The sequence below is a fragment of the Allobaculum stercoricanis DSM 13633 genome (assembly GCF_000384195.1).
Classification (GTDB): domain Bacteria; phylum Bacillota_I; class Bacilli_A; order Erysipelotrichales; family Erysipelotrichaceae; genus Allobaculum; species Allobaculum stercoricanis.
The window spans coordinates 18675-32016 of sequence record NZ_KB913034.1; the positions used below are offsets into that span (position 1 = coordinate 18675).

Below are 13342 nucleotides of genomic sequence, written 5' to 3' on the forward strand. Positions count from 1 at the left end.
AAACAGATCATCAAAAGACCGAGAAATGGGGATCTACGCAATGGATGTTAAGAAAGCAAATTTTGGGAGATAAATGAGAAAAATATCGAAATTTTATCAACTTTGTGAAAATATATTATGAATATGATAGATTGATAATGAATGATAAATAAAATAAAAAAAGATAATCAAGGGTTGAGAAGAAAGTTAGGCCACATGTGTGTTGAGAAGCACAAGTTTTACAATTGTAATAAGAGCATGAAGAAAACGTAGATTACTATTATCGGATAATGAATAGAAGCAATACATAAGATTATTGAGTGTGAGAGATAGAGACAGTGCTAATCTCTTTCCTCTCAACTCGATTGTTCGTATTGCTTATTATATGATTGTGTAAATGAGTCAATGAATAAAAGGGGACTAACTTGTGACTAATATGTTTGCGAGGATCGTGACAGGTCTATAGTCTGAGCTGAAAAAAGATTGTGAAGAATTCTTAGAAGGTGGATGAGTAATGGCAGGACATACAAATGCAAGTATGAATGCGGCGAATAAAGCGAAGAATGATGAATTTTATACGCTGTTAACGGATATAGAAAAAGAGATGCGTTATTATCGCAAGCACTTTAAGGATAAGACGGTGTTTTGTAACTGCGACGATCCGTTCGAATCAAATTTTTTTAAGTATTTTGTATTGAACTTTAACCGTCTTGGATTGAAGAAATTGATTGCAACATGCTATGCGACATCTCCTATTGCGCATAAGCAACTATCGTTGTTCGATGTTATTGAAAGTGATAGGCCAATTGAAAATAAGCCATACAAGGCTGTCGTCACAAAGGTTTATGATACGAACGGTGATGGTGGCGTCGACATGTTCGATGTGGCGGAGCTTTTCCGACAGCACGAGAATGAATTGGTTGAGCTTGAGGGAAATGGCGATTTTCGTTCTACTGAATGTCTTGCATTGCTTGATGAGGCTGATATTGTGGTCACGAATCCTCCTTTCTCACTGTTCCGGGAGTACGTCGCAACGCTGGTTGAACATGAAAAGAAGTTCATTATTATCGGCAATAGCAATGCTATTACGTGTAAAGAGATTTTTCCACTTATTATGCACAACAAGCTTTGGCTTGGCGTTACACGTAGTGGCACGGGCTCTATGTGGTTCAGGGTCATGGATGATTTTCCTGAGAAGTCAGGTCAAAAAGTCGAAAATGGTGTGAGATATCAAACGATAGGTAACTCAGCATGGTTTACAAATCTTGATGTAAAGAAACGTCACGATGAGTTTATTCTTGTCAAGAAGTATAAGGGACATGAAGATGAATATCCGACTTACGATAACTACAGTGCTATTGAAGTATCGAAGGTTGTGAACATTCCTCTTGATTACGAGGGTGCTATGGGTGTTCCAATTACTTTCCTTGGAAAGTACAACCCTGACCAGTTTGAAATTATTGGCATTAGCGGTGAGTTGGCAGAGCCGCTTTATGTTGATGGCAAGCGGAAATCAGGCCGTTTTTATATTGATGGGCGACGTTTATATGACCGACTTGTTATCAAGAACAAGCACCCCGAAAAAACGAAGGAGAGTCATTAGCCATGCATATTGAAGAACGTAAGATTACCGTTCGCGAAATTACAGAAGGATATTTCAATGATGCCGAGGAAGGTGTTGTTGGCTATGATGAGCAGCTGGACATCCGTCCGAAGTATCAGCGTGAGTTCGTCTACAAGGACGCGCAACGCGATGAGGTCATCCGTACCGTTATGAAGGGCCTTCCCTTGAATGTGATGTACTGGGTAGACCGTGGCAAACAGTGCGAGGATGACATCAATTCGCCTCGATACGAAGTACTGGATGGTCAGCAACGCACAATTTCGCTATGTGAGTACGTGGACGGGAATTTCTCTGTTGACGACAAGGGTTTTTATAATCTTCCTGTCGATATACAAAAGAAGATCCTTGATTACGAGTTATTCGTGTACGTATGCGAGGGGACGGATTCCGAGAAGTTGGAATGGTTCCGCATCATTAACATCGCTGGTGAGCAGTTGACCGAGCAGGAGCTACGCAACGCAGTGTATGCAGGGTCATGGGTATCCGACGCGAAGCGTTATTTCTCGAAGACGGGATGCGCGGCGACCACGTTGGCGGATGATTACCTGAAAGGTTCGAGCATCCGTCAGGAGTACCTTGAGACGGCTATCAAGTGGGCTGCTGCCGCTGACGGCAAGACCATCGAGGGCTATATGGCCGAGCACCAACACGATCCGAGGGCGCAGGAGCTTTGGAGTTATTTCCGCAGCGTCATCGAGTGGGTGCAGTCGGTGTTCCCGAAGGTGCGCAAGGAGATGAAGGGCTTGCCGTGGGGATTGCTTTACAACGAGCACCATGGTAGGCGTGATCTTGATCCAAAGGTGTTGGAAGCAGAAGTGCAGCGTCTCATGGGCGACGAGGATGTGACGAAGAAGTCTGGCATCTACGAGTACCTGTTGACGGGTGACGAGCGTAAGCTGAGCATTCGCGCATTCGAGCGCCGTGTGCAATTGGCTGCATACGAGAAGCAGGGCCACAAGTGCGCGATATGCGGTGAGGAATTCGAGTTTGAGCAGATGCACGGAGACCATATCGTTGCATGGAGCAAGGGTGGACATTCCACGCCGGATAACTGTCAGATGCTCTGCCGAGATTGCAACCTGAAAAAAGGGGCGCAGTAAGGCAAGAATAATTCCAATTGATACCGGAACGCTTCGCTTTTTTATGGTTAAATGTATATTTGATTAATTAAATAACGGAAATAATTGCTTTACAAGAAGCGAGAAATTCAAGCAAATTAAAAAATATCCATATGTGTATGGAGGTTAGTGGCCTGACCATCGTGAAGAAGTGCGTTGCTAGTGTCCGCGTTATGGGTTGGTCGGAAGAGGACCTGCTACAAGTAAGACTCTAGAGTGCATAGTATTCATGAAATGAGCAAGACGAGATGGAAATAGAATTACTATTGTCGCAAAGAGTAATGCTAAGCGAGGATGGAGTATTTTGTTGATAAATATACATTAATACAGGTAAGCTAGTGTCGACGTTTTTCTATTTGTAGGGCAGGATTGAAATAATTTTATGCAGGTTGGAATAAGGTGTATAAACATCTGTCAGACGATGTTGTAAACAACATCGCTAAAGAGAAAAAATGCGAACCCCTGAAAATTGTAGATAATGTATCTACTTATATGAAGCTCCTTGGTGATTTTTTGATTTTCTTCAAGTAATTAGAGAAAATATGAATCGTTCACAAATGACTTTTTGTAGAGAATAAAGGATTAAAAAATGCCCTTTTGATTCAAAGGGCAGGGAGTTACTTCAATAAATATTTTTCAAATGCTTTTTCGGCATCGAGATGGAATTCTTTAAAGAAAAGAACAAGCCAAATGATATAGGCGACGATCGCAAGATAAGGGTTGAATAGATAGGAACATAAAGCGCCAAGAACCATTACGTTTGCCCAAGTGAAACATTGATTACGCATGTCACGTGAGATATAGGCTTTGTCATAGCGTTGTTGTTGTGTTTCGGATAATGAATTAAATCCCGAAACGAACTTTGCACCTTTTTCTTTGAGTAAGGCAAAGAGAATTCCGATGATTGAAAATGGAATAGCTAAAATGGCACATGCCCAAACTCCAATATTCATGAATGAAGCCTCCTTTAGTTTTACTTTCAAATCTTATTCACTAGCTTGATGGATAAATTATCTCACTTTTTGCATAGAACAAGAAAAAGTAGCCCTTCACAAGCTCATTTTAATTACAAAAAAACAGCAAGATGACTTTATCTATGGTCATTCTTGCTGTTTTTTATTTTGCTTCTTGTTTTTTTATATTCGTAAGCGTCAAATGAATGACGGGTATTAAGATGAATAGCCTTTTGAGATAATTCGATCAGTTATCTCAGGGGGCTTTTTATTATGAATGATTTCGGCTATTTAGATCTTGGAATAGATTTCTCCAAAGTCAAAAACATTATTCTAGTGAATAAACCAGCCGATCTTCGTAAAGGGATTGATGGTTATGCTTCTATCATTCAGGGAATTTATCACCTAGATCCAACGGATGGTTCTTTGTATCTTTTTACTAACCGAACCAAAGATAAAATGAAAGGAATCCTCCATGATGGCAATGGTTACTGGTTGGTCTATAAACGTCTAGCTAGATCTCATTTAAAATGGCCTTTTACTGAAATAAATCAATATCAAACAATCAGCTCATCACAGTTACAAGCTCTACTATCCGGAATGACAATTGTGCCAGACCCTCAATTTTTACCTCAAAAACCAAAATACATTTAACCCAGCAGGCCACTCTGCTGGGTTTTTGACAAGAACTATATACATATGAAAAAACACATATTTAACATACTTAAATTTAATATAATATCTTATTAAGTTTCATATTATGCATAAATAAGATATAATACAGTTATGGTAAGAATAGATCCTGAAATTAAACAAAAAATCCGAACTAACATAGCGACTCAGATTCGTGAACAAACAAAAGACATGGACAAAAACGATGTCGTGAATTTACTTATTGATACAGTCTGCGAATCTCAAGGCAGAAAAGAGCTCAATAATTATCTCCAAAACGCTCTTTTTGCCGCAAAAACTGAAAACATTCAACTCAGACTCTTTGACTTAGATACCTTAGAACCAACTGATTTGGAAAAAGACACAATCGAATTCTTGAACGAAAAACGTGAAGCCTGTGAGATTACTGAAGAACAGTATCGCGAAGTTTTAGCTAAAGTCCAAAATCATCGAAAAAAGTTGGACAACCAATTAAACGATCTGAAAAAGCTAGATGCCGTTAAGAAAAACAAACCAAGAAAAGACTGCAGAAACCACGAACCCGATATCATCGATGTTATTCAACTCGATGAAAACACTCTCTGCCCATTCTGTGGCAGAAAGATGTCCCATTTAGATTATTCGGAAAAAACCGTTATTGAATACCAACCAGCTCAATACCTAATCAGAAAAATCAAACTGGAAAAAAAGGTTTGTCCGGCAGGATGTACAGATGAAAACGGAAAATCGATGATCATCAAAGCTCAACCGAAAGAACCAGATCTCATTGACAAGAGCATTGCCACAACTTCTCTTGTTGCCGGACTCGCTTATGAAAAATTCATGATGGGCACACCGTTATACCGCCTTGAAAAGGACGCCTCTGCTTTGGGAGTAGATCTGTCTAGACAGACAATGAGTAATATTTTACAGACGTGCTATGAACAATATCTAATCCCCATCTGCGAACAGATCAATCAGGATCTAGTGAAGCAAAATGTCATCCATATGGATGAAACACCGCTACAGTGTCTTGCCTTAAAAGACCGATCGACTTCCTATATGATCTGTGGAGTTAGTGGAGAATATGCACAACAACAAATGGTTCTTTACCAGTTCAATGAAAGTCGAAAAAAAGAATTTATCATAAGTATGCTTGGGACAGATTTTACCGGCGCACTCATGACAGATGGACTGCAAGGCTACAGATCCTATCCAGGATGCACAAAACTATCTTGTTTGGCACATGCAAGACGGTACTTTTATGATGCCGTTAACTGTAGGGATGATTATGCCCAATTGAAAAAGATTTTGAATGCGTATAAAAATTCCGATGATATTCCGGAAAAAGCTCAAGCCTTCCTTCAAGAACATGAGTCTTTAAATCGTTTAGTTGCCATTTTAAAACAAATCGCAGAACTGTATCAAATCGAGAATGACTTTTCTGATTGTTCAACTGAACAGAGAACACAGGCCAGAAAAAAGCTAAGCAATCCTCGTTTTGAAAAGTTAGTGCAAGAAGTTGAAATTGTAGCAGAAGGATTCGAAGAGAAAACGAAAGCTCATAAAGCTGCAACATACTTCTTGGAGCGTAAAGAAGAATTAGCGAGATACATAGAAAATGGCATTTATCCGATCGATAATAATTTAGCTGAAAGAAAAATAAAGAGTTTCGTGATCGCAAGAAAGAATTTCTTGTTCTCGAATAGTGTCAGCGGAGCAGAATCGGCTGCTGGGTATATGACACTGCTAGAATCAGCTAAAATGAATGGATTAAACCCATTCATGTACCTAGAACACGTTTTGAATACATTGAAGTATTACAAAGAAGAGCAAATTCCACAGAAAGTAGTGGAAGAGTTAGTTCCATACTCTAAAAATCTTCCTGAAAACTTATATCTTCAGTCAAATAATTAAGGCGCTGTATTCTGTTTAGCTACAAACAGAATACAGCGCCTTTTATTCTAATAACACACGTCATTCATTTGACGCTTACTTATATTCAACGCTTTGCATGTTGTTGGTCTATTTTAAGTGACTATATTCGATTTTCACTTTCCGTTTATTTCTTTTCGTCCATCCAAATACAAGAGAAGTGTTCTCCACAATCTTTGCCATCACGACGATAGGAATAACATTGCGGGTTTGTTTTGGTATCGAGAGAAGAGAATTGAATATTTTCTTCGGGAATACCGAACTTCTTGAAAAATTGTGCGTTGATTTTTTGATGATCTAAATAAGAGCGATCGCCTTGTCCGGAAAGAATACATCCTTCTAAAGAAATGCCTTCTTTTTTGGCCATGTCTTCCATTTGACTCACGACTTCTGGTCCAACTTCTAATGAATTTGGCATTAAAGAAGGAGAGAAATAGACATGGAGATCTTCGGGATAGAGTAATCCATCTTGTTGGAGGGCTTGTAAAAAAATAGCAACGATCGCTTGGACAGTTCCTTTCCATCCCGAATGCACGGCACCAATGACGGAATGTTGTTCATCATAAAAGAGAATGCCTAAACAATCGGCTGTAAAGACACCGATTAAAACATTCGGATCGGTTGTGTATAAACCATCGGTTTGATCGATGGCAGTATCGGCGCGATATGCGCCTTTTTTTACATCGAAAGAAGAAACACGAACGACATGTCCAGTATGTCTTTGGTGGGCTAAGCACCAAAAATCTAAAGGAAGGGTTTCTTTTTCTAATGCATAGCGATTTTGCATGACATCTTCGGGGTTTTGACAAACGTGTAAAGCGATGTTGCCTTGTTCTGGTGCATCTAGAGTTCTAAGGGTAATGCAGCCATGAATATGGTGATCATTGAATGTGATTTTGTTTAGTGAGTGTGGATTCATATTTTGGTTCGAGTTGATTTGTGTATTCATACATTGAGTATAGCGATTGGTTTGAATAAAGGAAAAGAGATCAAGAAAAGATCAAAATAAAAAAGTGGGATGGATTTAGTTGGAAAGAGAAAACGGAATTAGGCTTGAATTTTGAAATAGCGTTGGATTCAAAAATAACATGAAAAAGGCGATCTAAAGCCAAATTGTGGAAAAAATAAATTATTAGCACTTACTACTTGCATCTGCTAAATAGAGTGATATATTGTTAGCAGTCGAACAGAAAGAGTGCCAAAGATGAGGTGGGAATATGAACCTAACCGAAAGACAAAAGGCGATTCTGAAGGCGGTTGTTGAAGAATTTACTCGAACGGCGCAACCGATCGGGTCGAAATCTTTGATTCCCCTTTTGCCTATTCCTGTGTCATCCGCAACGATCCGTAACGAGTTAGCGATTCTTGAAAAAGAAGGGCTGATTGAAAAGACCCATTCTTCAAGTGGTCGTGTTCCTTCTTTAAAAGGATATCGTTACTACGTCGAAAATCTAATGGAACTTTCATTAGATCCGATGATTCAAGATTCGTTGCGTACCGTCTTTAGCAAGCGACATTGTTCACTGGAAGATACGATTTCGACATCATGCGATATTTTAGCGCAGATGACTCATTTGACGAGTATGGTTTTCGAACCTCGTCAAAGCGAACAAAGACTTGTTTCGTTATCGCTCATCCCGATCAACGAACATCAAGCCGTTGCGGTTGTGGTGACCAGCAGTGGTCAAACCCAACATCGTTTATTCCAGTTTGAAGAAGGTGTATCGATCGAAGATTTGAAATCGTGTACGCAAATGTTGAACGAGAAGCTTGCTGGAACGAAGGTTGATGAACTGATTGAACAAATGGAGAAGATCAGACCAGAGATTTCCGCTCATGTATCACGACATGAAGTGTTATTTGAAGCCTTCATCTCTGCTTGTATGGGATTTGCCAGTGAGAGATCAAAAGTATATGGAAGAGCCAATATGTTGGTTCAGCCTGAATTTGCGGATCCAGGGAAATTAGAAGATCTAATGCGGACGCTAGAAGATCGACAGTTATTTAAAAAGTGGGCTTTAAAACCAGATAACGTATCAACGAAAATTGATGAGCGAAATCAATTGATTCAAATTGGTGATTGCTCTGTCATCTGTACCCGCTTTGATACAGGCGCACAAGAAGAAGGCCAATTGATGGTCGTTGGACCAAGCCGTATGCCTTATTCCAAAGTCATCGCATTGATGGACTATTTATCCGAACAAATCGAAGAGACTTTCGCAACACGACTAGAAGGAGGACAAGACGATGAATAATCCGACTGATCCAAATACAATGGAAAATCAAGAGATGGATGCAACAGCGACTGTTGAGGCATCTACAGAAGAAACACTTGAAGATCCAGTTGAAGCACTTCAAAAAGAAATTGAATCGCTTCAAGCACAACTTGCTGAATGCAAAAACGAACAGCTTCGCGCCTATGCCGATACGGATAACACCCGTAAGCGATTATTAAGGGAAGCTGAACAAGTTAAAAAATATAGATTCCAAAATGCAGCGCTAGAATTGTTACCGATCTTGGATAACTTAAACCGCGCGCTCGCAACGAAACCAGAAAATCCAGAAGTTGAAAACTTCGTTAAAGGATTTGAAATGATTCAAACGCAATTCGTAAATGCCTTAAGTAATGAAGGTGTGATTGAAATTGAAGCGTTGAATCAACCATTCGATGCCAACTTCATGCAGGCGTTAGCTACCGAACATCAAGAAGGCGTTGAAGCAGGAATTGTTATTGAAGTTTTACAAAAAGGTTATAAATTGAAAGATCGCATTTTGCGACCAGCTCTCGTTAAAGTGAGCGACTAAAAGGAGGATATGAATATGTCTAAAATTATTGGTATTGACTTAGGTACAACAAATAGCTGTGTAGCTGTTATGGAAGGTGGAGAACCAAAAGTAATCCCTAACCCAGAAGGAAACCGTACAACTCCATCCGTGGTCGCATTCAAAGATGATGAACGTATTATCGGTGATGCCGCTAAACGTCAAATGATCACAAACCCAAACGTTGTTGCTTCTATTAAAAGTAAAATGGGCAGCAATGAAAAAGTTCATTTAAATGGCAAAGATTATACACCACAAGAAATCTCCGCAATGATTTTACAATACTTGAAATCTTATGCTGAAGATTACTTAGGGGAACCAGTAACAGAAGCAGTTATTACTGTTCCTGCTTACTTCAACGACGCACAACGTCAAGCAACAAAAGATGCCGGAACTATCGCTGGCTTAAATGTACAACGTATTATCAACGAACCTACTGCAGCAGCTCTTGCTTATGGTTTGGATAAAACAGATAAAGAACAACGTATCCTCGTTTATGACTTAGGTGGAGGAACATTCGACGTTTCCATCCTTGATCTTGATGATGGAACATTTGAAGTATTATCCACAAATGGTGACACTCATTTAGGTGGTGACGACTTCGATAACATCGTTGTTGATTGGATCGTAGATCAGTTCAAAAAAGACAACGGTATCGATCTGAAAAACGATAAAATGGCGATTCAGCGTATTAAAGAAGCTGCTGAAAAAGCGAAAAAAGATTTATCTAGCACAATGCAAGCACAGATTTCCTTACCATTCATCTCTGCTGGCGCTGCTGGACCATTACACATTGAAACAACACTCACTCGTGCTAAATTCAATGAAATGACAAAATCTCTTGTTGAAAGAACATTAGAACCAATTAAAAACGCATTACGCGATGCTGACTTAACAGTAAATGATATCGATGAAGTCCTCTTAGTTGGTGGATCTACACGTATCCCAGCTGTTCAAGAAGCGGTTAAAAAAGCAACAGGTAAAGAACCTAGCCACTCTGTAAACCCTGATGAAGCAGTTGCAATCGGTGCTGCAATTCAAGGTGGTGTATTAAAAGGTGATGTTAAAGACGTCTTATTACTTGACGTAACACCATTAACATTAGGTATCGAAACAATGGGTGGTGTAATGACTCCATTGATTCCAAGAAACACAACAATCCCAACTAAAAAATCTCAGGTTTTCTCTACTGCAGCAGATAACCAACCAGCAGTGGACATCAAAGTTTTACAAGGTGAACGTCCAATGGCTGCTGACAACAAAGTGTTAGGTAACTTCCAATTAACAGGAATTGCACCTGCACGTCGTGGTATTCCACAAATCGAAGTTACATTCGACATTGATGCTAACGGTATCGTAAACGTAAGCGCAAAAGATAAAGCTTCTGGAAAAGAACAGACCATCGTGATTCAAAACTCTAACGGTTTATCCGAAGATGAAATCGATCGTATGGTTAAAGAAGCAGAAAGCCACAAAGCAGCAGATGATGCGAAAAAAGCGGAAGTTGAAACTCGCAACAAAGCGGATGCATTCATCGCTCAAATCGATGCTATGTTAGAAGACAACAAAGATAGCCTGCCAGAAGATCAAGCCAAACAGTTAAAAGACAAACGTGATGAACTGCAAAAAGCACTCGATGAAAACGATATGGCTAAAGTTGAATCCTTCATGTCTGAATTAGAAAAAGCTGCTCAAGCTGCTTCTGCTGCAATGTATCAAAACGGCAACAATAACAACGAGGATCAAAACAACAACGCAAATGGCGATGATGTTGTTGATGCTGAATTCACAGAAAAGAAATAAGTTGCCCACACAAGCTTTAAACAATCCATCGTGATAAACGCTTAAAGAACGGCACATTTTTAATAAAAGTGTGAGCCATTCGCGACAATTGGCGTCATGCTTAGGCAAATAGGAACGAATTTGATATCCTAAAACACGATAAAAATGAAGCACTCTAAGCTACAGGGGTTTTCACTTCTGTAGCTTTCTGCATGAGAAGGGAGAAAGAGAATGTCTCAGCCCAAAGACCTATATGAAATCCTTGGTGTCAGTCGTGATGCTAGCCAAGAAGAGATCAAGAAAGCCTACCGCAAACTAGCTCGCAAATATCATCCGGATGTAAACAAAGAACCGGATGCCGAAGAAAAATTTAAAGAAATCAACGGCGCTTATGAAGTTCTCGGAAACGAAGAAAAGCGTAGACAATACGACCGATTTGGAACAACAGATGGTCAGGCCGGAGGATTCGATTTCTCCAGCTTCTTTGATCAAGGCGATCCATTTGGTGATTTATTCAATATGTTCACCGGTGGTTCAACGTATAGCCAAGCCAACTATCGGACAGCGCCACGTCGTGGAGAAGATCAATATCAGCGCATGACCATTGAGTTCATGGAAGCTATTGAAGGAACAACAAGAACAATTCGTCTTGATATAGATGAACCATGTGATCATTGCCATGGATCTGGGGCAGAATCCAAAGACGATGTACAAACATGCTCACGATGCAACGGTCGTGGTTATGTCGTTGAAGTCACGAATTCCTTATTTGGTCAAGTTCAAAGACAAACTACATGTCCAGAATGTCATGGAACAGGACAAACGATTAAAAATAAATGTCATGCCTGCAACGGAAGTGGTTTCCATCACGTTCGTAAAGAATTGGAAATCAAAATTCCACAAGGCATTATGTCCGGTCAACGCATCCGCTTAGCAGGAAAAGGTGGAAGCGGCATGAACGGTGGTCCAAATGGCGATTTATATATCGAAATTTTTGTCAAAGAACATCCAGTCTTCAAACGGGATGGTCAAGACATTTATATCGAAGTACCAATCTCAGCAATCGATGCCACTTTAGGTAAAAGCTTAAAAGTGCCAACAGTGCATGGAGATGTCGATTTGAATATCCCTGGCGGGACTCAACCTGGACAACGCTTCCGCTTAAAAGGACAAGGTGTTCCTTACGGCAAAGCAAGTGGTGACCAATATGTCGATGTCAAAGTCGAAATTCCTAAAAAAGTGACCGATGCGGAACGTGAATTGTATGAACAAATCCGTGACCATCGGGCAAAAACTGAAGAAGATGGACCATTTGAAAAGTTCAAAAAATTCTTCTCCGGAAAATAGAAATAAACATATAAGAGGATGAATGGAAGTAGATTCTTCCTTACGCAAATGATAAGGAAAGGAGCGATACTATGGCAGACAACAAAAGACTTTATTCGATTTTAGGCATTACGCCCGATGCGGATGATAAAGAAATAAAAAAAGCATATCGCAAACTCGCCAGAAAATATCACCCTGATGTCAACAAAGACAAAGGGGCAGAAGAAAAATTCAAAGAAATTAATATGGCAAATGAAGTTCTTTCCGATCCGAAGCGCCGTGCTCAATATGATCAATATGGCGAAATTGCGTTAGATCCAAACTTTAACGAAAACGTCTTTAACCAACAAAGCGGTGGCTTTGGCGGGGCGGGATTTAATTTTGAAGACCTCTTTGGCCAAGGTGGTGGATCGTTTAGATCTAGTGGCTTTGGTGGATTTGAAGATTTATTTGGTCGACAAAGCTCTCGCCCACGCAAAGGGGAAGATAGGAATACCAAAATTTCGATCAGCTTTATGGAAGCAGCCAAAGGGGCAACGAAAACATTTAGCTTTAATATTCAAAAATCCAATGGCAGTGTGGAACCTTTGACTTTAGAAGTTAAAATTCCAGCCGGAATTCGCGAAGGCCAAAAAATTCGTATTGCGAATAAAGGGGAACCAGGATGGAATGGCGGACCAGCTGGCGATTTGTATTTAGAAGTCAGTATTCGCCCAGATCGAAAATTCACACGCGATGGCCTAAATATCGAAGTCGTTGTCGATGTGAATTATATCGATGCCGCACTTGGCGGAACAATTGATGTACCAACATTGGATGGCGTGGTGGAAATGAAAATTCCAGCTGGAATCCAAGCGGATCAAAAGTTGCGTTTAAAAGGCAAAGGGATTGCCAGCGCCAAAGGAACAGGAGATGAATTTGCGAAAATTCGCATCACAGTTCCTAAACATCTAAGCGAAAAAGAAAAAGAATTATTCGAACAACTTCGCAATATTCAAGCGCATTAGAAAGTGTAAACGGCAAAGGGACATGAAACCCTTTGTCGTTTTTTTACGCAAAATTCAGGTGGTTTGTCTTGATGAACAATAGAAATGGGCTGATAATAAAGAATATTTGTGCAAAAGCCCTAAAATGCGGATGGACGAAGTGAG

Annotated in this window: 11 protein-coding genes; 9 read left to right on the forward strand and 2 right to left on the reverse strand. The window is 40.0% G+C overall.

The window, feature by feature from the left end; all coding sequences use genetic code 11:
* Nucleotides 1-493: 493 nt before the first annotated feature.
* Entirely contained in the window at nucleotides 494-1582 is a 1089-nt protein-coding gene (locus tag ALLST_RS0100075) for an adenine-specific methyltransferase EcoRI family protein (RefSeq protein ID WP_019891917.1), read from the forward strand.
* A 2-nt stretch (nucleotides 1583-1584) separates the two neighbouring features.
* Nucleotides 1585-2703, forward strand: coding sequence for an HNH endonuclease family protein (locus ALLST_RS0100080; RefSeq protein ID WP_019891918.1), 1119 nt, complete (start codon nucleotides 1585-1587; stop codon nucleotides 2701-2703).
* 635 nt (nucleotides 2704-3338) lie between these two features.
* Here ALLST_RS0100080 and ALLST_RS0100085 read toward each other — a convergent pair.
* The gene (locus ALLST_RS0100085; protein WP_019891919.1) at nucleotides 3339-3674 is read right to left on the reverse strand and encodes a DUF3784 domain-containing protein; all 336 of its coding nucleotides are present in this window, start codon (nucleotides 3672-3674) and stop codon (nucleotides 3339-3341) included.
* 273 nt (nucleotides 3675-3947) lie between these two features.
* Between ALLST_RS0100085 and tnpB the strand changes: the two genes are divergently transcribed.
* The gene (gene tnpB / locus ALLST_RS09560) at nucleotides 3948-4328 is read left to right on the forward strand and encodes an IS66 family insertion sequence element accessory protein TnpB (RefSeq protein WP_019891920.1); all 381 of its coding nucleotides are present in this window, start codon (nucleotides 3948-3950) and stop codon (nucleotides 4326-4328) included.
* A gap of 132 nt (nucleotides 4329-4460) precedes the next feature.
* Nucleotides 4461-6242, forward strand: coding sequence for an IS66 family transposase (gene tnpC / locus ALLST_RS0100095; RefSeq protein ID WP_019891921.1), 1782 nt, complete (start codon nucleotides 4461-4463; stop codon nucleotides 6240-6242).
* A gap of 145 nt (nucleotides 6243-6387) precedes the next feature.
* On the opposite strand, the gene ALLST_RS0100100 is transcribed toward tnpC, so the two are convergent.
* Nucleotides 6388-7209 carry a purine nucleoside phosphorylase YfiH/LACC1 family protein gene (locus tag ALLST_RS0100100; RefSeq protein WP_083921977.1) on the reverse strand — a complete coding sequence of 274 codons (822 nt, stop codon included), beginning with the start codon at nucleotides 7207-7209 and terminating at the stop codon, nucleotides 6388-6390.
* Between the two features lie 268 nt (nucleotides 7210-7477).
* Here ALLST_RS0100100 and hrcA point away from each other — a divergent pair, with 268 nt between their 5' ends.
* The 5 genes from hrcA (at nucleotide 7478) to ALLST_RS0100125 (ending at nucleotide 13198) form a co-directional block, all read left to right on the forward strand.
* Entirely contained in the window at nucleotides 7478-8515 is a 1038-nt protein-coding gene (gene hrcA / locus ALLST_RS0100105; RefSeq protein WP_019891923.1) for a heat-inducible transcriptional repressor HrcA, read from the forward strand.
* Nucleotides 8508-9065: a nucleotide exchange factor GrpE gene (grpE, locus tag ALLST_RS0100110; protein ID WP_019891924.1), complete on the forward strand. Its 558-nt coding sequence runs from the start codon at nucleotides 8508-8510 to the stop codon at nucleotides 9063-9065. The genes hrcA and grpE overlap by 8 nt, the downstream gene beginning before the upstream one ends.
* 15 nt (nucleotides 9066-9080) lie before the next feature.
* Nucleotides 9081-10886, forward strand: a complete 1806-nt coding sequence (dnaK, locus tag ALLST_RS0100115) for a molecular chaperone DnaK (RefSeq protein WP_019891925.1) — start codon at nucleotides 9081-9083, stop codon at nucleotides 10884-10886.
* Nucleotides 10887-11096: 210 nt separating this feature from the next.
* Entirely contained in the window at nucleotides 11097-12212 is a 1116-nt protein-coding gene (gene dnaJ, locus ALLST_RS0100120; RefSeq protein ID WP_019891926.1) for a molecular chaperone DnaJ, read from the forward strand.
* A 71-nt stretch (nucleotides 12213-12283) separates the two neighbouring features.
* Nucleotides 12284-13198 (forward strand): DnaJ C-terminal domain-containing protein, encoded by a 915-nt coding sequence (locus tag ALLST_RS0100125; protein WP_019891927.1) that lies wholly within the window; start codon nucleotides 12284-12286, stop codon nucleotides 13196-13198.
* Nucleotides 13199-13342: the final 144 nt, after the last annotated feature.